At 68.0% G+C, this 20,429-nt stretch carries 15 protein-coding genes; 6 read left to right on the top strand and 9 right to left on the bottom strand.

Features of this window, described 5'->3' with window-relative positions:
• Window positions 1-49 precede the first annotated feature (49 nt).
• Window positions 50-622, top strand: coding sequence for a TetR/AcrR family transcriptional regulator C-terminal domain-containing protein (locus H7I57_RS18480; RefSeq protein WP_264025176.1), 573 nt, complete (start codon window positions 50-52; stop codon window positions 620-622).
• A 4-nt stretch (window positions 623-626) separates the two neighbouring features.
• On the opposite strand, the gene H7I57_RS18475 is transcribed toward H7I57_RS18480, so the two are convergent.
• The 4 genes from H7I57_RS18475 to H7I57_RS18460 all read right to left on the bottom strand — a co-directional run bounded on the left by H7I57_RS18475 (window position 627) and on the right by H7I57_RS18460 (window position 4,381).
• Window positions 627-1,148, bottom strand: coding sequence for a 2'-5' RNA ligase family protein (locus H7I57_RS18475; protein WP_264025175.1), 522 nt, complete (start codon window positions 1,146-1,148; stop codon window positions 627-629).
• The gene (gene bioD / locus H7I57_RS18470) at window positions 1,148-1,828 is read right to left on the bottom strand and encodes a dethiobiotin synthase (RefSeq protein ID WP_264025174.1); all 681 of its coding nucleotides are present in this window, start codon (window positions 1,826-1,828) and stop codon (window positions 1,148-1,150) included. Before bioD ends, H7I57_RS18475 begins: the two co-directional genes overlap by 1 nt.
• Window positions 1,825-2,967: an 8-amino-7-oxononanoate synthase gene (locus H7I57_RS18465; RefSeq protein WP_264025173.1), complete on the bottom strand. Its 1,143-nt coding sequence runs from the start codon at window positions 2,965-2,967 to the stop codon at window positions 1,825-1,827. Before H7I57_RS18465 ends, bioD begins: the two co-directional genes overlap by 4 nt.
• Before the next feature lie 112 nt (window positions 2,968-3,079).
• Window positions 3,080-4,381, bottom strand: a complete 1,302-nt coding sequence (locus H7I57_RS18460; RefSeq protein WP_264025172.1) for an adenosylmethionine--8-amino-7-oxononanoate transaminase — start codon at window positions 4,379-4,381, stop codon at window positions 3,080-3,082.
• Between the two features lie 23 nt (window positions 4,382-4,404).
• On the opposite strand from H7I57_RS18460, the gene sucT reads away from it, so the two are divergent.
• Genes sucT through treZ form a run of 4 tightly spaced genes read left to right on the top strand, consistent with a single transcriptional unit; the run spans window position 4,405 to window position 12,780 of the window.
• Window positions 4,405-6,597 carry an acetyltransferase SucT gene (sucT, locus tag H7I57_RS18455; RefSeq protein WP_264025171.1) on the top strand — a complete coding sequence of 731 codons (2,193 nt, stop codon included), beginning with the start codon at window positions 4,405-4,407 and terminating at the stop codon, window positions 6,595-6,597.
• Entirely contained in the window at window positions 6,597-8,747 is a 2,151-nt protein-coding gene (gene glgX, locus H7I57_RS18450; protein WP_264025170.1) for a glycogen debranching protein GlgX, read from the top strand. Before sucT ends, glgX begins: the two co-directional genes overlap by 1 nt.
• 3 nt (window positions 8,748-8,750) lie before the next feature.
• The gene (treY, locus tag H7I57_RS18445) at window positions 8,751-11,057 is read left to right on the top strand and encodes a malto-oligosyltrehalose synthase (RefSeq protein ID WP_264025168.1); all 2,307 of its coding nucleotides are present in this window, start codon (window positions 8,751-8,753) and stop codon (window positions 11,055-11,057) included.
• Window positions 11,050-12,780 (top strand): malto-oligosyltrehalose trehalohydrolase, encoded by a 1,731-nt coding sequence (treZ, locus tag H7I57_RS18440; protein WP_264025167.1) that lies wholly within the window; start codon window positions 11,050-11,052, stop codon window positions 12,778-12,780. The genes treY and treZ overlap by 8 nt, the downstream gene beginning before the upstream one ends.
• A 53-nt stretch (window positions 12,781-12,833) precedes the next feature.
• Here the strand turns inward: treZ and ilvA are convergent, their stop codons facing one another.
• A complete protein-coding gene (gene ilvA, locus H7I57_RS18435; RefSeq protein ID WP_264025165.1) occupies window positions 12,834-14,123 on the bottom strand; it encodes a threonine ammonia-lyase IlvA in 1,290 nt (429 codons plus the stop codon).
• A 42-nt stretch (window positions 14,124-14,165) separates the two neighbouring features.
• The gene (locus H7I57_RS18430) at window positions 14,166-14,603 is read right to left on the bottom strand and encodes a nitroreductase family deazaflavin-dependent oxidoreductase (RefSeq protein WP_264025163.1); all 438 of its coding nucleotides are present in this window, start codon (window positions 14,601-14,603) and stop codon (window positions 14,166-14,168) included.
• Between the two features lie 80 nt (window positions 14,604-14,683).
• On the opposite strand from H7I57_RS18430, the gene H7I57_RS18425 reads away from it, so the two are divergent.
• A complete protein-coding gene (locus H7I57_RS18425; protein ID WP_264025162.1) occupies window positions 14,684-14,911 on the top strand; it encodes a hypothetical protein in 228 nt (75 codons plus the stop codon).
• Between the two features lie 10 nt (window positions 14,912-14,921).
• Here H7I57_RS18425 and H7I57_RS18420 read toward each other — a convergent pair whose 3' ends face one another.
• The 3 genes from H7I57_RS18420 to H7I57_RS18410 all read right to left on the bottom strand — a co-directional run bounded on the left by H7I57_RS18420 (window position 14,922) and on the right by H7I57_RS18410 (window position 20,400).
• Entirely contained in the window at window positions 14,922-16,118 is a 1,197-nt protein-coding gene (locus H7I57_RS18420) for an MFS transporter (protein WP_264025161.1), read from the bottom strand.
• Window positions 16,115-19,666: a DNA polymerase III subunit alpha gene (gene dnaE / locus H7I57_RS18415; RefSeq protein ID WP_264025160.1), complete on the bottom strand. Its 3,552-nt coding sequence runs from the start codon at window positions 19,664-19,666 to the stop codon at window positions 16,115-16,117. The genes H7I57_RS18420 and dnaE overlap by 4 nt, the downstream gene beginning before the upstream one ends.
• A gap of 71 nt (window positions 19,667-19,737) precedes the next feature.
• The gene (locus H7I57_RS18410) at window positions 19,738-20,400 is read right to left on the bottom strand and encodes a TetR/AcrR family transcriptional regulator (RefSeq protein ID WP_264025159.1); all 663 of its coding nucleotides are present in this window, start codon (window positions 20,398-20,400) and stop codon (window positions 19,738-19,740) included.
• Between the last annotated feature and the right edge of the window lie 29 nt (window positions 20,401-20,429).

Genomic DNA, 20,429 nt, shown 5'->3' with positions numbered 1-20,429 from the left:
CACGTCGGTGGTACCGACAATTGAACACCGTTCAGGTTAGGGTACTGCCGTGCAGCTCCACAAACGCGACGTGGTCGAGGCGGCCACCTCACTGCTGGACGAGTACGGAATCGCCGACCTGTCGATGCGCCGCCTCGCCCGCGAGCTCGACGTCACTCCCGGCGCCCTGTACTGGCATTTCGCCAACAAACAACAGCTGCTCGGCGCCGTCGCCGACCGGATACTGCAGCCAGTCGGCACTGCCGAGGGTGACTGGCGCGCCCGGATCGTGGGCAACTGCGCGCGGTTGCGCGAGGCCCTGCTGTCACACACCGACGGCGCCGAACTGGTATCGGCCAGCTTCGCCTCAGGGCAGTCGGAGGCAATGAGCGCCGTGCTGGCCCAGCTGAGCGCCGCGGCCACCGACGCGGGCGTTGCACCCGCCAACGCCGACCTGGCCGCCCGCACCGTCGTGTATTACGTGCTCGGCTTCACCGCAGACGAGCAGTCGCGGATGCAGTGGGATGCGGCAGGCGCCGACGTGGTGCAGAGCGTGTGGACCGAGAACCCCAGCGCACGATTCTCCTTCGGGCTGCAACTGCTCGTCGACGGGATCGCCGCACACAGTCGCGCCGACGCCTGAGCGGTCAGCCGACCGGGTGCACGACCTGCGCGTTGCCATCCCAGTGCCGCAGCCCCGTGATGCGACCACGAACCTCCCGAACGACCGATCGTGACCCCAGCGCCTGCGGCAGCTGATCGGGCGCCAGTCGCCGCGCCAACGTGACGTGCGGTGTCCACCCACCCGGTTCGGCATGCGCAAGCGGACCGTCCGGCATGTGCGCCAGGCAGATCCGGTGCACTTCGGCGTGAAGCGACAGCAACTCGACCGTCGGCACCACCAGGCGAACCAGCGTGACGGAGCGGCCGCCGAACACCATCGGTGCGCCGATCCGGCAGTCCAGCGGCAACCGCGCCGGCACCGGCGCCAGCGCGCCGGTCACGGCGTCGTCCATCCGTTCGGCGACGGTGAGCGTGACGTGGGGGCGATTGCTGGGCGAGGTGTGGGCGGCCTGGCTGCGCACACCCGCGGCCGTCAGGGCGTCCCACATCCCGCGCACCGCCGCCTCGGTCTCGGCGTCGAACAGCAACTCGACGGAGTGGACCATCAACCGACGAGGCTTTCGACCCACGATCGCTCGAACGCGCCGGCGCTCATCGACTCGAACATCTCCACCGACAGCGACCCTGCCAATGCGGGCAGAACCGCGCGAACGGGCGCCAAGCGGGCCAACGCCTCGCGATTCCCCGCCTCGGCCACTCCCGGCTCGGCCGGCCACGCGCCGATGACCAGGCCGGCGCTGCGAATCCGTCGGCCCGCCAGCGCCTCCAGCGTCAGCGCGGTGTGGTTCAGCGTGCCGAGGCCTGCCGTGACCACGGTGAGCACCGGCGCGCCGAGATCCCCGGCGATGTCACGCAGCGTGACGCCGTCGGCACCGATCTCGACCAGCAGACCACCTGCTCCTTCGACGAGGGTGAGCCTGCCCGGCCGGTCCACCGCGGCCACCAACTCGAGGAACGCCGCCCTCGTCGGCAACTGTGCTCCCACCCGCTCGGCGGCCGCCGACGGCGCGAGCGGCTCGGGAAACCTTGCCAAGGAATGCAGTTCGTGCACGCCGGAAAGGCGAGCCACTTCGGCGAGATCGTCGTCGCCGTCCCGGGTGCCCGTCTGCACCGGCTTGCACGCCGCGACGTCGATCCCCGCCGACCTGGCGTGGCAGGCCAGGGCCGCGGTGGCGACGGTCTTGCCGACGCCCGTGCCGGTCCCGGTGACGACCAGGACGCTCACGCCGGGGACAGCACGTCGGTGAGCACCTCGCGCGCCAGCGCCATCTCCTCGTCGGTCAGCGACGCCCGGGCGGTCAGCCGCAGCCGCGACGTACCGGCGGGCACCGTGGGCGGCCGGAAGCACCCGACCCGCACCCCGCGCTCCAGGCAGGCTGCGGCGGCGGCCAGCGCGACCTCCGGCTCACCGAGGATCACCGACACCACCGCCGAGGGCGGAACCTCGGCGACGTCACACAGCGTCGCCAGCGTCGCGGCGTGGTCGAGCACCCGCTGGGCTCGCCAAGGCTCGTCGATGAGCACGCCGAGCGCGGCCTGCGCTGCCCCGACCGCGGCGGGTGCCAGACCGGTGTCGAAGATGAACGGCCGTGCCGCATCGATCAGGTGGGCGCGAACCGCCGCCGGGCCGAGAACCACCCCGCCCTGGCTGCCCAGTGCCTTCGACAATGTCGTCGTCATCACCACGTCCGGCGCGCCGGCCAGGCCCACTTCGTGCAGGAGTCCCCTGCCGCCGCTGCCACGGACCCCCAGCCCGTGAGCCTCGTCGACGATGAGCAGCGCGCCGTGCCTGCGGCACACGTCGTGCAGCGCCCGCAGCGGTGCCAGGTCGCCGTCGGCGGAGAACACCGAGTCCGTCACCACCACGGCGCGATCCTCGGCCCGTCCGGCCAGTGCCGTCGCGACGGCGGAGACGTCGGAGTGCGGCGTCACGACCACCCGCGCCCGGGACAACCGGCACGCGTCGACCAGGGACGCATGCGTGAAGGCGTCCGATACCAGCAGTGAACCGGGCCCCGACAACGCCACCACCGCACCGAGATTGGCGGTATACCCCGACGAGAAGACCAGCGCCGACGCCGCGCCGACGAACTCGGCCAGATCGTCCTCGAACGCCTCGTGCAACTCGGTGTTGCCCGTGACCAGGCGTGAGCCGGTCGAACCGGCACCCCACGTGCGCAGTGCGGCCACACCGCCGTCGAGCACCCGCGGGTGCTGCGACAACCCCAGGTAGTCGTTGGACGCCAGGTCCAACTCGGCGCCGACCGGAGGACGGGCCCGCAGCGAACGTCGCAGCCCGCCCGCGCGGCGCTGCGTCTCGACCTCGTCGAGCCAGGCCAGCGGGGAAAGACCGACGCGGTTCACACGTGCTCCTCTCGGCGAACCGACAATTGAACGCGTCGGTCGAACCGACGATTGAACGCGTCGGTCGAACCGACGATTGAACGCGTCGGTCGAACCGACGATTGAACACCGTTCAGGTTAGAGCACCGGCGACGCCGACCATCGCCGAGGTGATCTGTGCGACCTCGTCGGCGGTGCAGATGTACGGGGGCATGGCGTAGATCAGGTTGCGGAACGGGCGCAGCCACACCCCGCGCTCCACCGCCGCGGGCGTGGCGATGCGCAGGTCGACCTGCCGATCCAGCTCGATCACCCCGATCGCGCCCAGCACCCGGACGTCGGCCACATGGGGCATCGATTGTGCCGGGGCCAGCCCCTCGGTCAGCCCGGTCTCGATCGCGCGCACCTGCGGCCGCCAGTCACCGGAGAGCAGCAACTCCACCGACGCCACGCTCACCGCACAGGCCAGCGCGTTCGCCATGAACGTCGGCCCGTGCATGAGCGCCCCGGGAGGGTTGCCGCTGATCGTGTCCGCGATGTCGCGCGTGCACAGCGTCGCCGCCAGCGTGAGGTAGCCGCCGGTGAGCGCCTTTCCGACACACATGATGTCGGGGCTGACACCGGCATGGTCGGCGGCGAACATCGCCCCCGTCCGGCCGAATCCGGTCGCGATCTCGTCGAAGATCAGCAGCACGCCGTGCTTGTCACACGCCTCCCGCAGGTCGGTGAGGTACCGCGGGTCGTGGAAGCGCATGCCGCCGGCACCCTGCACCACGGGCTCGACGATGACCGCCGCGAGCTCATCGGCGTGCTCGGCGAGCTGCTCTGCGAACGCCGCGCTGTACCCGGGGTCGTAGGCCGCGGGCACCGGCGGGGCGAAGACCTGATCGGCCAGCAGCGAGTTCTTCCCCGTCCACAGCTCGTGCATGCCGCCCTGTGGGTCACACACGCTCATCGGGGTGAACGTGTCACCGTGGTAGCCGCCCCGCCACGTCATCAGCCGACTCTTGAGGCCACGGCCCGTGCTGCGCCAGTACTGCAGCGCCATCTTGACGGCGACCTCGACCGACACCGAACCCGAGTCGCTGAAGAACACCGTCTCCAGACCGGCCGGGGTGACCTGCACCAGCAGCTGGGCCAGCCGCGCGGCCGGCTCGTGGGTGAGCCCGCCGAACATGACGTGGTTCATCGTCGCGAGCTGGTCGGTGATCGCCGCGTCGAGGACCGGGTGGCCGTGCCCGTGAACCGCCGTCCACCACGAGGCCATCGCATCGAGCACCTCGACCGGGCGGCCCTGGTGAACAAGGGTCAGCCACGCACCACGCGCAGCCACCGCCACCATCGGCGGCAGCGCGTCTTTCCCGATGGGGCTGTACGGATGCCAGATGTGGGCGGCGTCGACCGCGCTTATCTCGGCGGGCGTCAACGCAGACACCTTCGGTAGATTAACCGTCGACCATGATGACCCTTGCCCCTGCCCGGCCGGCGTCTCGCAGCACTCCGGGCGTGCCCCCGGCTGCCGCGACACCCCGGATGGGGACGCGCACGTCTGGGTTCTATCGCCATGACCTCGACGGACTGCGCGGGATCGCGATCGCCCTGGTGGCGGTATTCCACGTGTGGTTCGGGCGGGTGTCCGGCGGAGTCGACGTCTTCCTGGTCCTGTCGGGCTTCTTCTTCGGCGGACGGCTGCTGCGCGGCGCCCTGACCCCGGGGGCGGCGCTGCGCCCCGTCCCCGAGATCACCCGGCTGATCCGCCGATTGCTGCCCGCGCTGGTCGTGGTGCTGGCCGTGTCCGCGGTGCTGACGATCCTGATCCAGCCGGAGACACGATGGGAGACGTTCGCCGACCAGAGCCTGGCCAGCCTGGGCTACTACCAGAACTGGGAGCTCGCCCGCTCCGCATCGGACTATCTGCGCGCCGGGGAATCGGTCAGTTCACTGCAGCACATCTGGTCGATGTCGGTGCAGGGCCAGTTCTACATCGCCTTCCTGGTGTTGATCCTGTTGTCCGCGTATCTCTTCCGGCGCGTCCTCGGCAGGCACATGCGGGTCGCGTTCGTGATCCTGCTCGGCGCACTGGCCGTCGCCTCGTTCTGGTACGCGATCGTCGCGCACAACGCCGATCAGGCCACGGCGTACTACAACAGCTTCGCGCGGGCGTGGGAGCTGCTGCTCGGCGCGCTGGTGGGGGCACTGGTCCCGTATGTGCGCTGGCCCATGTGGTTACGCACCGTGCTCGCGGTAGTGGCGCTGGCCGCGATCCTGTCCTGCGGCGCCCTGATCGACGGCGTCAAGGAGTTCCCCGGGCCGTGGGCGCTGGTCCCGGTGGGAGCCACGCTGGTGTTCATCCTGTCGGCCGCCAACCGGCACGCCGATCCCCGCACCAACGGCCGCATCCCCGCACCCAACCGATTGCTGGCCACCGCGCCGTTCGTGGCCCTGGGCGCCATGGCGTACTCGCTGTACCTGTGGCACTGGCCGCTGCTGATCTTCTACCTCGCCCACTCCGGCGGCACCGGCGTCAACTTCATCGAGGGCGCCGCCATCCTGGCGGTCTCAGGTCTGCTGGCGTGGCTGACGACGCGGTTCGTCGAGGAACCGCTGCGGGCGCGCAGCCTGTCCGGCGACGCTCAGCTGACCGCCGTGTCCTCGGTGCCGTTGCGTACCCGGCTGCGCAGGCCGACGATCGTGCTGGGGTCGACCGTGGCCCTGCTCGGGGTGGCCCTGACCGCGACATCGTTCACCTGGCGCGAACACGTCACCGTCCTGCGCGCGAACGGCAAGGAGCTCTCCGGCCTGTCCTCGCGTGACTATCCCGGTGCACGAGCGCTGATCAACAAGGCCAGGGTGCCCAAACTGCCGATGCGCCCGACGGTGCTCGAAGCCGAGGACGACATCCCCGAAACCACCACCGCCGGCTGTATCAGCGATTTCGACAACGTCGGTGTGATCAACTGCACCTACGGCGACAAGTCGGCCAGCCGCACCATCGCGTTGGCCGGCGGGTCGCACGCCGAACACTGGATCACCGCGCTGGACCTGCTCGGCCGGATGCACCATTTCAAGGTCGTCACCTACCTCAAGATGGGGTGCCCGCTGACGACCGAGAAAAAGCCACTGGTGATGGGCGACAACCGCGAATACCCGAAGTGCCGTCAATGGAACGAGCGGGTGATGCCCAACATCATCGCCGACCGCCCCGATTACGTCTTCACGACATCGACCCGCCCGTGGAATATCAAGCCCGGCGATGTCATGCCGTCCAGTTATCTCGGCATCTGGCAGACCCTGTCCGACAACGGCATTCCCATCCTGGCCATGCGGGACACCCCGTGGCTGGTGCGCGACGGCGAGCCGTTCTTCCCGGCCGACTGCCTTGCCGACGGCGGCGACGCCAAATCGTGCGGGATCGAGAGATCAGAAGTACTGTCTGACCACAACCCGACACTCGACTACGTGGCGGAGTTCCCGCTGCTCAAGCCGCTCGACATGAGCAATGCGGTGTGTCGCCCGGACCACTGCCGAGCCGTGGAGGGAAACGTGTTGCTGTATCACGACTCTCACCACTTCACGAGCACTTATATGCGCACCATGGTCGGTGAGCTGGGCCGTCAGATCGCCGCCGTCACCCGCTGGTGGTCGGCCTGATGTCGTCCGCCGAGCCGGCACCGCTACCCACCGTCTGGCCGGGAGCGGCCTATCCCCTCGGCGCCACCTATGACGGTGCAGGGACCAACTTCTCGCTGTTCTCCGAGGTCGCCGAACGGGTCGAACTGTGCCTGATCGCCAAGGACGGCAGCGAGCAGCCCATCGAGCTCGACGAGGTCGACGGCTTCGTGTGGCACTGCTATCTGCCGACGGTGACCCCCGGTCAACGCTACGGCTTCCGGGTCCACGGCCCGTGGAGCCCGTCGTCGGGGCATCGGTGTGACCCGAGCAAGCTCCTGCTGGACCCGTACGGCAAGTCCTTTCACGGTGAGTTCGACTTCTCCCAGGCGTTGTATTCCTACGACCTCGAGGCCGACGACCTCGCCAGCGGCGGCGAGCCGCCACGGATCGACTCGCTCGGCCACACCATGACCAGCGTCGTGATCAACCCGTTCTTCCAGTGGGGCTCGGATCGCGCTCCGCGCACGCCGTATCACGAGACGGTCATCTACGAGGCCCATGTCAAGGGCATGACCCAGTCGCATCCCGGCATCCCCGAGGAACTGCGCGGCACCTACTCCGGGCTCGCGCACCCGGTGATCATCGACCACCTGAAATCGCTGAACGTCACCGCGATCGAGTTGATGCCGGTCCATCAGTTCCTGCACGACCACCGGCTGCGGGACCTGGGACTGCAGAATTACTGGGGCTACAACACTTTCGGGTTCTTCGCGCCCCATTACCAGTACGCGGCCAGCAAGCACGCCGGCGGCGCGGTCGCCGAGTTCAAGACGATGGTGCGGGCTTTCCACGAAGCCGGCATCGAAGTGATCCTCGATGTGGTCTACAACCACACCGCGGAGGGCAACCACCTCGGGCCGACCCTCAACTTCCGGGGCATCGACAACGCCGCCTATTACCGGCTGCTCGACGGTGACAACAGGTACTACAAGGACTTCACGGGCACGGGCAACAGCCTCAACGCCCGCCACCCGCACACCCTGCAGCTGATCATGGATTCGCTGCGGTACTGGGTGCTCGACATGCACGTCGACGGCTTCCGGTTCGACCTGGCCGCGACGCTGGCGCGCGAGTTCTACGACGTGGACCGGTTGTCGGCGTTCTTCGACCTCGTCCAGCAGGACCCGGTGGTCAGCCAGGTCAAGCTGATCGCCGAACCGTGGGACATCGGCGAAGGTGGTTACCAGGTCGGGAACTTCCCAGGTTTGTGGACGGAATGGAACGGGAAGTATCGCGACACTGTGCGTGATTACTGGCGGGGAGAACCCGCGACACTAGGCGAGTTCGCGTCCCGGCTAACCGGGTCGTCGGACCTCTACGAGGCGACGGGCCGACGCCCGAGCGCCAGCATCAACTTCGTGACGTGCCATGACGGCTTCACGCTCAACGACCTCGTCTCCTACAACGAGAAGCACAACGAGGCCAACGGCGAGGACAATCAGGACGGGGAGAGCCACAACCGGTCGTGGAACTGCGGGGTGGAGGGACCCACCGACGACCCGCAGATCCTGGCGCTGCGCGGCAAGCAGATGCGCAACATCATGGCCACCCTGATGTTGTCCCAAGGCACCCCGATGATCGCGCACGGCGACGAGATCGGCCGCACCCAGCGCGGCAACAACAACGTCTACTGCCAGGACTCCGAGCTGTCCTGGATGGACTGGTCGCTGTGCCAGACCAACGGCGACCTACTCGAATTCACCCGCAAGGTGGTCAAGTTGCGCAAGGACCACCCGGTGTTCCGGCGCAGGCGGTTCTTCGAGGGCAAGCCGATCCGAACCGGCCACCAGGTTCGTGACATCGCCTGGCTCACCCCGGCAGGCAAGGAGATGGACCCGCAGGACTGGGAAGCCGGACTCGGACAGTGCGTGGCGGTCTTCCTCAACGGCCGGGCGATCCCGACGCCCGACGAACGCGGCGAGCGGGTCGTCGACGACTCGTTCCTGCTGTGCTTCAACTCCCACGACGAGGTCGAGGATTTTGTTGCGCCGCAAGTCGATTACGCGCAGCAGTGGACCGCCGACCTGGACACCGCCGACCCTACGGGCAGCACCGACCTCGTGGTGTCCGCCGGCGAGAAGATCTCCCTGCAGCCGCGGTCGGTTCTCGTTCTGCGTAAGACCGCCTGACCCATGAACGTGCTGTCCACCTACCGGCTGCAGATGCGCGGTCCCGCCAGCGGCGAAGCCTTCACGTTCGCCGACGCCGAGAACCTGATCGACTACTTCGCCGACCTCGGCGTCTCCCACCTCTACCTGTCCCCGATCCTCACCGCGGGCGAGGGTTCCAGCCACGGCTACGACGTCACCGATCCCACCACCGTGTCCGCCGAAATCGGTGGGCCAGAGGGTTTCGAGCGGCTCGCGAAGGCGGCTCAGGCCGCGGGACTCGGCTTGATCGTTGACATCGTGCCCAACCACGTCGGCGTGGACGTCCCCCGGCAGAACCCGTGGTGGTGGGATGTGCTGACCCACGGCCGGGATTCGTCGTACTCCTCGTATTTCGACATCGACTGGGACGTGGATGCCGACGGGCGAATCCTGTTGCCCGTCCTGGGATCCGATGACGACGTGGCCGACCTCATCGTCGACGGCGGAGTCGACGGTGACGTACTTCGGCTCGGTGACCTGCAGTACCCGATCCGTCCGGGGACCGGCGCGGGAACCGGCGCAGAGGTGCACGACCGGCAGCACTACCGGCTGGTCGGCTGGCGCAACGGCACGTGCGGTTACCGGCGGTTCTTCTCGATCACGTCGCTGGCGGGCCTGCGCCAGGAAGTCCGCGCCGTGTTCGAGGCCTCTCACGCCGAGGTCCGCCGATGGTTCAGCGAGAACCTGGTCGACGGGATCCGCATCGACCATCCGGACGGATTGTCCGATCCCGCAGGCTATCTGGCCTGGCTGCGAGAACTCGCCGGACCCGACGCGTGGATCGTCATCGAAAAGATCCTCGCGTTCGACGAGCCGCTGGATCCCACCCTGCCCGTGGCGGGCACCACCGGGTACGACGCGCTGCGCGAGACCGGCGGGATCTTCGTCGACCCCACCGGAGCGGAATCGCTCACCGGGCTCATCGAGTCGGCGGGTGTCGATTACTCGGCGAGTCCCGCGATCGCGCGCGGCCTCAAGGTGCAGGCCGTCACCCAGACGCTGGCCAGTGAGCTGCGCCGGTTGTGTCGCGCCGCCGTGACCGCGACCGGTCGCGATCACGAACTGCTGCCCGACGCGGTGGCCGCCCTGCTCAGCCATATCGGGGTCTATCGGTCGGACTACCTCACGCTGTCCTCGGTGCTGCCCGTGGCCATCGCCGAGACCACTGCCGCGCAGCCCGAACTGGCCGATCCGCTCGCGCTGCTGACGACGGCCCTGAATACGCACCCCGAGGTGGGTGTGCGGCTCCAGCAACTGTGCGGTGCGGCCACCGCCAAGTCGATGGAGGACTGCCTGTTCTACCGGGACGCCCGGCTGGTGTCGCTCAACGAAGTCGGCGGCGAGCCGGAGCATTTCGGAGTCAGCGCCGCGGAGTTCCATCGACGCGCCGCAGACCGGGCGGCGCTGTGGCCGCATGCGATGACGACGTTGACCACGCACGACACCAAGCGCGGGGAGGATGTCCGGGCCCGCATCGGGGTGCTGTCGCAGGTGCCGTCACTGTGGGCCGAACTCGTCAAGGGTTGGGAACGCATCACCCCCTCCCCTGATCTGTTGACCGGACTCTTCCTGTGGCAGAACATCTTCGGCGTATGGCCGACCGAGGGCACAGTGAGCACCGAACTGCGCGAGCGGCTGCACGGCTATACCGAGAAGGCCATCAGGGAGGCCGGGCTGCACACCACCTGGAACGATCCTGCAGCGGACTTCGAGGCGGCGGTGCACACATGGCTGGACGCGGTGCTCGACGGTCCCGTCGCCGCTGAGCTGACCGCGACCGTCGCCAGGCTCGCCGAACACGCCCACGCCGACGCCCTTGGCCAGAAGCTCATCGCGCTGACCGCGCCCGGAATCCCGGATGTCTACCAGGGCACCGAACTGTGGGAGGACAGCCTGGTCGATCCGGACAACCGGCGCCCCGTCGACTACGCGGCCCGCCGCGAGGTGCTCGCCGCAGGTTCACACCCCAAGATGCGGGTGGTACGCGCGGCACTGCAGCTGCGACGGCGGCGTCCCGACACCTTCGTGGCCGGCGGCTACCGTCCGGTGCTGGCCGAGGGCGACGCGTCAGAACACATCGTGGCCTTCCTGCGCGGCCGAGACGTGCTGGTCGCCGTCAGCCGGTGGTCGGTCCGGTTGGCCGACAGCGGGTGGGGCGACACCACCGTCACGCTTCCCGAGGGTTCCTGGACCGACATTCTGACCGGCGCCGGCCACGCCAACCGTGTCCGGGCAGACGAGCTGTTCGGCGAGCTGCCCGTCGCACTGCTGGAGCGCACGGATGCCTGAGCACGAGTTCGCGGTGTGGGCGCCGCGACCCGAACGCGTCCGGCTCGACGTCGACGGCACCCTGCACCCGATGACCCGCACCGACGGCGCGTGGTGGCGCGCCGTCCTGGACGTGGCACCGGAGGCCCGCTACGGGTTCGTCCTCGATGACGACCCCAAGGTGCTGCCCGATCCGCGCTCCGCGCGCCAGCCCGAGGGTGTGCACGAGCGCTCGCAGTTGTGGCGTCCGGACCCCGGCGCCTGGACCGACGGCGACTGGCGGGGTCGCTCCATCGAGGGCGCCGTGATCTACGAGCTGCACGTCGGGACGTTCACCGCCGCCGGCACATTCGACTCCGCGATCGCGCGACTCGATCACCTGGTCGACCTCGGAGTCGACTTCGTCGAGTTGATGCCCGTCAACGCCTTCGGCGGCACGCACGGCTGGGGCTACGACGGAGTGCTCTGGTACGCGGTACACGAACCGTACGGCGGTCCCGACGCACTCGTCCGCCTCGTCGACGCATGCCATTCCCGTGGCCTCGGCGTGCTGATCGATGCGGTGTTCAACCACCTCGGCCCGTCCGGGAACTACCTGCCCAAGTTCGGGCCCTACCTGTCCACCGGCAGCAACCCGTGGGGTGAGTCGGTCAACATCGCCGACGCAGGAGCCGACCAGGTGCGTCGCTACATCCTGGATTGCGCGCTGCGCTGGATGCGTGACTTCCACGCCGACGGGCTGCGGTTGGACGCCGTCCACGCCCTGGTGGATACCACGGCCATCCACATCCTCGAAGAACTCTCGGCCGAAACCGACACCCTGGCAGCCGAAGTCGGACGCCCGCTGTCGCTGATCGCCGAGAGCGACATGAACGACCCTCGGCTGATCACGCCGCGGGACCGCGGCGGCCTCGGCATGACCGCACAGTGGGACGACGACATCCACCACGCCATCCACGCCGCGGTCTCCGGGGAACGGCAGGGCTATTACGGAGATTTCGGGACGCTCGAGACGCTGGCGGAGACGTTGCGGCAAGGGTATTTCCATGCGGGCACCTACTCGTCGTTCCGCCGGCGTCGGCACGGCCGGCCACTGGACACCGCGACCATCCCCGCGACCCGACTGCTGGCCTACACACTGACCCACGATCAGGTGGGAAACCGGGCGATCGGCGACCGGCCCTCCCAGAACCTGACCGCGGGCCAGCTCGCGATCAAGGCGGCACTCGCTCTCGGATCCCCCTACACCACAATGCTTTTCATGGGAGAGGAATGGGCGTCGTCGTCGCCGTTCCAGTTCTTCAGCTCCCATCCCGAACCCGAACTGGCCCGTGCGACCGCAGAAGGTCGCAAGAAGGAGTTCGCCGACCACGGGTGGGACGCCGACGAGATCCCCGACCCGCAGGACCCTGCGACGTTCGAGCGCTCGAAGCTGAACTGGGACGAGATCGGCGACGACGACCACGGCCGGATGCTCGCCTTCTACCGAGACCTGATCGCCCTGCGCCACGCCGAACCGGACCTTCGCGACCCGTGGCTGGATCACCTGCGGATCGACTTCGACGAGGATCAACGGTGGTTGGCGATGCACCGCGGTTCGCTGTCGATCGTGTGCAACCTCGGCGACCGACCCGTCGCCGTCCCCGTCAGCGGGGACGTCGTGCTGGCCTGGGGCGAGCCGGCTGTGGACGGCGTCGCCACCCGGCTGGGCGGGCACTCCGTCGCGATTCTGCGGCGAAACTGAGCTCACGATCGAACATTCCGCAGAAGCTCGCCAACAAGTTCACTTCGGCGGAATCAGGTCAGGTAGCGGTAGGTGGGCGACCCCGGCTCGAGCAACTCGACGTGGCATTCAGAGGTCTGCATCCGCGCCATCAGCCCCTCCAGGTCCGACGCCGACCCCATCTCGATGCCGACGAGCGCCTCGCCCGTCTCACGGTTGTTGCGCTTGACGTACTCGAACAGCGTGATGTCGTCGTTGGGGCCGAGCACCTCGTCGAGGAAGCGGCGCAGGGCACCGGGCTCCTGCGGGAAGTCCACGAGGAAGTAGTGCTTGAGCCCCAGGTGCACCAGCGAGCGTTCCAGGACCTCGCCGTAGCGGGAGACGTCGTTGTTGCCGCCCGAGATCAGGCAGACCACGGTCGACCCGGGTTCGACGTCGGCGTCCAGCAACGCAGCGACAGACAGCGCGCCCGCCGGCTCGGCGATGATCCCCTCGTTCTGGTACAGGTCGAGCATCGCGGTGCAGACCGCGCCCTCGTCGACCGTGGTGATCGACACCATGTCCCCCGCAGCTGACAGCGCCGCGAACGGCAGCGTTCCCACCCGCGCGACGGCGGCGCCGTCGACGAACTGGTCGACGTCATCGAGGGTCACGGGTGCTCCGTGGGCCAGCGCGGCCACCAGTGCCGCCGCACCGGCGGGTTCCACACCGAGCACCGATGTCGAGGTGGTGCGCTCAGCCAGGTAGGTGGTCATGCCGCTGATGCACCCACCCCCGCCGACCGGAACGATCACCAGATCCGGTTCGGCACCGAGTTGATCGAGGATCTCCACCGCGATCGTGCCCTGCCCGGCCATCGTGCGGACATCGTCGTACGGAGGCACCAACGTGGCACCGGTACGTGCAACGTCGTCGAGGGCGGCCTGCGCCGCCATGTCGTAGGTCTTGCCGCCGACGATCAACTCGATGAAGTCGCCGCCGTGGTACCGGATCCGGTTGCGTTTCTGCTTCGGCGTCTTGGCGGGCACATAGACACGCCCGTGGATACCCATCGACCGGCACGCCAGCGCGAAACCCTGGGCGTGGTTGCCGGCCGAGGAACACACCACCCCGGCGGCCTTCTCGTCGGGGCTCAGTTGCATCAGCAGGTTGTAGGCACCACGCAGCTTGTAGGACCGGACCGCCTGCAGGTCCTCGCGCTTGAGGTAGACCTGCGCGCCGGTGATGGCCGACAACCGCTCGCTCAACTGCAGGGGTGTCTTCGACACCACACCCGAGATTCGCCGAGCAGCGTCGTCGATGTCCGCGGCGCGCAACGGCGCCGCGGGATCGATACGGATGCTATGACTCAGCTCAGCGGACACCGCACAATGGTGCCACCGCAGGCCACCGCATCAAAAACGTATTCAGCGGACCGGCGTCAGCACGAACACCGGAATCTGGCGATCCGTCTTGTTCTGGTAGTCGTCATAGTCGGGCCAGGCCGCCACGGCGCGCTCCCACCAGAGGGCTTTCTCCTCGCCGAATACCTCGCGGGCCTCGTAGTCGCCGCTGTCCGGGCCGTCCTGCAGCTCGACGCGCGGGTTGGCCTTGATGTTGTAGTACCAGACCGGGTTCTTCGGGGCTCCACCCAGCGATGCCACGACGGCGTAATCACCGTCATGTTCGACCCGCATCAGCGGCGTCTTGCGGATCTTGCCGGTCTTCGCGCCGATCGTCGTCAGCAGGATGACCGGCCTGCCCTTGAGTTCTGTGCCTCTGGTGCCACCAGACTCCATGTACTCTTCGGCGTTTTCCCGGGCCCAATCCGACGTGCTGGGTTCATAATCTCCAGTAAGAGGCATCTAGCCAGACTAGCGAAATCGATCGCCCTCAATCCGTGTTTCGGCTGTCCGAAAACTTTCCTACGAGTTATCGTGAACCCATGACCACCGCCGAACACTTCCGCGACGCCGTAGCCCGGCCGGCCGCGACGGTGTCGATCGCCGGTGTTCCCTGGCCCACCTACAAGGCGGTTGCCCTCCTGATCGGCTTGGTGGTGTTCGCGATCGTCGCGGTCGTGACCACCACTGCGGCCCCCGCCGTCCTCGGCGGCGCCGCAGCCGCGACCACCGTCTGGCTGGTCGCGGGCCTCACCGGCCGCACCCGCTGACTCGACCCGCTCACCTGGTCTGCCGACGCACCAACGGCAGAGTGGCCATTGCGGCGACCTGCACACCGATCACCACCGCGATCAACGACATCACCGAATACGAGTACAGGAGCCCGGTGAGCGCTCCTCCCACAGCGGCCGCGACACCGATGACCGCGGCGTACACGCCGTACGCCGTTGCCCTGCGGGCCGGCTCGACGAGGTCGGCGACCACCGCGCGCAGGGTCGATTCCTGGATGCCGACCGCCGCCCCCCACACCACCGCCCCGGCGACGACCAGCGCGATGCGGTCGGTGAAGGCCAGCACCGGCACCAGGGCTGCCAGCACCGGAAGCGCGCCGAGAACCACCGCGCCGATCCGGTCATACGCCCACCCGGTGACGAGCGCCGCGACGGCATCGGCCGCCATCGCGGCGGCGTAGATCACCGGTACCACCGCGACCGCCACGATTCCCTCACTGACCTGGTGGAAGGACAGCACCCCGAACGTCGTGAACCCGACCATGGTGGCGGCCGAGAAACTCGAATACGTCCAGAAGGATCTCGGCAGCGAACGCAGAAAGCTTTGTGCAACAACAGGTTTTACTTCTGGAGCGGAGGCGGTCTCGTAGCGGGCAGGCTCCGGGACACGGGCCCGCAGCCACCCCAGAAGCACGAGGACACCCATCCCCGGGATGGCGAGCAGACCCAGCGTCGGCCCGTAGTCACCGCCGAACACGACCAGCATCGCCGCCACCGCCAGCGGCCCGGCGAACGCCCCGATCTGATCCATGGCCTCGTGGACGGCGAAACCGCGCCCGCGGCCGGTGACCGCGGTCGCGTGCGACAGCAGCGTGTCCTTGGCCGGGCTGCGCACCGCCTTGCCGACCCGTTCGGCGATGACAAGCGCCGCCGCCGCCCACAGCACGCCAACCACGCCGAGCAACGGCACAGTGATCACCGTCAGGAAGTAGCCGGCGATGGCCCACGTCCAGAATCGGCCCGTGCGGTCGGTCAGCGGCCCCGACACGACCCGCAGCAGCAGGGCCGCGGCCTCACCGACACCGGTGACGACTCCCACCACGACGGCGGTGGCGCCCAGCGAGGCGAGCAGCGGGCCGGTGATGGAGCGGGCGCCCTCGTAGACGATGTCGGCGAGCAGGCTGATGACACCGAACGTGGTGACGAATCGCCACGCGCTCAACCCCGCGGCCGGCCGGGTGTTCATCCGCCCAGGCAGCCGGGACCCAACAACTCCTTCAGATCACCCATCAACGCCGAGGACGGGGTCACCCGGAGCGACTGATCCAACTCCAGCGTGGTGATGCGCTCCCCGCTGATCAGCCGCAGATGCACCTGAGCGGTGCCCGGGTGCCGCGCCAGCACCTGCTTGAGCGCGCTGACCTTGTCGACCGTGCACTGCCGCGTCGGCAGGCTCACCGCGACCGGCCGGTTCGTCTGCGCGCTCGAAAAGTCAGGAACCACAAGCTCGTTGGCGATCAACGAGATCCGGTCGTCACGGATTGCGACCCTGGCACCGACCAGCACGACGACGTCGTCGGCGATCTCGGCCCCGAACATCGAGTAGGTCTGCGGGAAGAACAGCACCTCGATACCACCGGTGAGGTCCTCCACCTGCGCCGACGCCCACGGCAGCCCGTTCTTGTTGACCCGGCGGTTCACCGACGCGAGGATCCCGCCGATCCGGACCTGGGTCTCGTTGGCGACGTCGCCGTCGAGGATCGCCGGGATCTGCGTGTCGACCTGCGCGGCCAGCAGATGCGCGATGCCGTTGAGCGGATGCCCGGACACGTACAGCCCCAGCATCTCGCGCTCGAGGGCGAGCTTGTGCTTGTCCTCCCACTCCTCGTCGGGCACCTTGATGGTGAACACCGCATCGGTGGCGGAGTCGGCGCCGCCGAACAGGTCGAACTGACCCATCGCCTCGGCCTTCTTGGTGCCGAGCACCGAATCGACCGCGTCGGTGTGCACCAGGAACAGCCCTTTGCGGGGGTGCCCCAGTGAGTCGAACGCCCCCGCCTTGATCAGCGACTCGGTGACCTTCTTGTTGCACGGCCCGATGTCGATCTTGTTGAGGTAGTCCGAGAAATCGGTGAACTTGCCCTTCGCGGTGCGCGTGTTGATCAGCGACGCAACGACGTTCGCGCCGACGTTGCGGACCGCGCCGAGCCCGAATCTGATGTCGGTGCCCACCGAGGCGAAGTTCTGCGCCGACTCGTTGACGTCGGGCGGCAGCACCGTGATCCCGAGACGGCGACAGTCGGCCAGGTAAACCGCGGCCTTGTCCTTGTCGTCACCGACAGACGTGAGCAGCCCCGCCATGTACTCGGCGGGGTAATTGGCCTTGAGATAGGCCGTCCAGTACGACACCAGGCCGTAGCCCGCGGCGTGGGACTTGTTGAACGCGTAGTCGGCGAACGGCAGCACCGTGTCCCACAGGGCCTTTACGGCCGCGGCGGAGAAGCCGTTGGCTTTCATCCCCTCGGAGAAGCCCTCGAACTCCTTCTCCAGCACGTCGCGCTTCTTCTTGCCCATCGCCTTGCGCAGAATGTCGGCTCGGGCCAGTGAGAAACCGGCCACCTTCTGTGCGATGCGCATGATCTGCTCTTGGTAGACGATCAGGCCGTAAGTCTCGGCCAGGATCTCGCGCAGCGGCTCCTCGAGTTCCGGGTGGATCGGCTTGATGTTCTGGCGGTTGTTCTTGCGGTCGGCGTAGTCGTTGTGGGCGTTCATGCCCATCGGTCCGGGACGGTACAGCGCGATGACGGCGACGACGTCCTCGAAACCGGTGGGCTGCATACGGCGCAGCAGGTCGCGCATCGGCCCGCCGTCGAGCTGGAAAACGCCCAGGGTGTCTCCGCGGCCGAGCAATTCGTAGGCGGCCGGGTCGTCCAGCGGGACCGTCTCCAGGTCGAGGTCGATGCCCCGGTTGGCCTTGATGTTCTCGATGCAGTCCCCGATGATCGTCAGGTTCCGCAGACCGAGGAAGTCCATCTTCAGCAGGCCGATGGCCTCGCACGACGGGTAGTCCCATCCGGTGATGACCGCGCCGTCCTGCGGGCGACGCCACAGCGGGATCGAGTCGATGAGCGGCTCGGAGCTCATGATCACCGCGCAGGCGTGCACGCCCGCGTTGCGGACCAGGCCCTCGAGGCCGCGCGCCGTCTCGTAGATGGTGCGGACGTCGGGATCGGTGTCGATCAGGCCGCGGACCTCGGCGGCCTCCCTGTACCGGTCATGGGCCGGGTCGGTGATCCCCGACAGTGGGATGTCCTTGGCCATGATGGGCGGCGGCAGCGCCTTGGTGATCCGGTCGGCGATGGCGAAGCCGGGTTGGCCGTAGTGTACCCGAGCCGAATCCTTAAGCGCCGCTTTGGTTTTGATGGTGCCGAACGTGATGACCTGGGCCACCCGGTCGCTGCCCCATCTGTTGGCGGCGTAGCGCAGCATCTCGCCGCGGCGACGGTCGTCGAAGTCGATGTCGATGTCGGGCATCGATACGCGCTCGGGGTTGAGGAACCGCTCGAACAGCAGCCCGTAGGTGATGGGGTCGATGTTGGTGATGCCCATCGCGTAGGCCACCAGCGAGCCGGCGGCCGACCCACGGCCCGGGCCGACCCGGATGTCCACCGAGCGCGCGTAGTTGATCAGGTCCGCGACGATCAGGAAGTAGGACGGATAGCCCTTCTCGCAGATGACCTTGATCTCGAAATCGGCGCGGTCGGTGTACTCCTGAGGCACGCCGGTGGAGAATCGGCGCTCCAACCCGGCCGCGACCTCGCGCCGCAGCCAGCTCTCCTGGGTGTGCCCCTCGGGCACCGGGAAGACCGGCATCCGATCGACCGGCTTCCACAGATCGGCGTAGGACTGGACCCGCTCGGCGATGAGCAGCGTCGAATCGCAGGCGCCGGGCACCTGGCCGTCCCACAACGCGCGCATCTCCGCGGCACTCTTGAGGAAGTAGCCGTCGCCGTCGAACTTGAAGCGCGTCGGGTCCGACAGCGTCTTGCCCGTCTGAATGCACAGCAGCGCCTCGTGGTTCTGGGAGGCGTCGCGCGTGACGTAGTGGCAGTCGTTGGTCGCCAGCGGCGGGATGCTGAGCTTGCGGCCGATCTCGATCAGCCCCTCGCGCACCCGGCGCTCGATGTCGAGGCCGTGGTCCATCAACTCGAGGAAGAAGTTCTCCGGACCGAAGATCTCCCGCCACTTGGCCGCCGCCTCCAGCGCCTCCCGCTCGTGACCGAGGCGAAGTCGTGTCTGCACCTCACCCGACGGGCAGCCGGTGGTGGCGATGATGCCTGCGGCGTGCTCGGCGATGATCTCGGCGTCCATTCGGGACCACTTGCCCAGTTGCCCCTCGAACGACGCCAGCGACGACAGCTTGAACAGGTTCCTCAACCCGGTGGCGTTCTCGGCGACCATCGTCATGTGGGTGTAGGACCCGCTGCCGGAGACGTCGTCGCTCTTCTGGCTCGGGTCCCCCCACAGGATGCGCTTGGTCTCGAAGCGCGAGGCGGGAGCGATGTAGGCCTCCACACCGATGATCGGCTTGATGCCCGCCTCGGTCGCCTTGTTGTAGAACTCGCTGGCGCCGAACATGTTTCCGTGATCGGTCATACCGACTGCCGGCATCCCCAGCCGCTGGGCCTCGGCCAGCATCGGGCTGATCTTCGCGGCACCGTCCAGCATCGAATACTCGGTGTGGTTGTGCAGGTGAACAAAAGACCCTGAGGACCGCAAGTCTGAACCGCTCATAGGGACGCCAGTCTATGACCGGGCACCGACGGCGGTCGGCGTGTCGCGGTGCGTGTCTCGCGATGTTCGGATCAGGCTTCGACCGACGCGCCGACCCGCTCGTTCAGCAACCCGACCTCGATCACGCGGAGTAATTGCCTGGCAACCGCGGCGGCCTCGCCGGCGTCGACGAAACCGGCGTGGAAACCCATGCCCCAGAACACCGCCGCCAGCATGTCGGCCACCGCAAGGGCATCGACGTCCGGCGCCAGCTCCCCGTGTGCGATGGCCTGCACCACGATCGAGTGATAGAAGCCGTGCACCGTGGCTACGACGGCGTCCGCCGCGTCGCTGCGCCGCCCGCCCCGGTGGTGCTCCAGCCTGGCGGTCACCAGGAACCTCACCGTCGCCGTGTCGGAGATGTTCAGCTGCTGCATGGCCAGGACGAACACGGCCAACTGGTCGCGCAGGCCGTGTTCACGCTGCGCCGCGACCGCACACTCGGCCACCCGCGAGTAGGCATCCCTGAGCAGGATCTCGTAAAGCTGCTCACGGGTGGAGAAGTAGTAGTGCAGGGTGGGCCGGCTCACGCCCGCGCGCAGCGCGATCTTCTGGAATGTCGCCGCGCCGTAACCGCGTTCGACGATGACCTCGCGGGCCGCATCGAGGATGTTCCGCCGGGTGGTCTCGGCGTCGGCACCCACCGGGCGACCGCGTCCCCGGCCTTCGGGCGGGGTCAGCGGCTCGGTCTCCACGAGCAAACGTTATGGCATAGCTAACAGCT

The sequence above is a fragment of the Mycolicibacterium pyrenivorans genome (genome assembly GCF_025821625.1).
Classification (GTDB): domain Bacteria; phylum Actinomycetota; class Actinomycetes; order Mycobacteriales; family Mycobacteriaceae; genus Mycobacterium; species Mycobacterium pyrenivorans.
The sequence above is the reverse complement of the archived record's forward strand: the minus strand, read 5'-3'. Positions and strand labels throughout refer to the sequence as shown.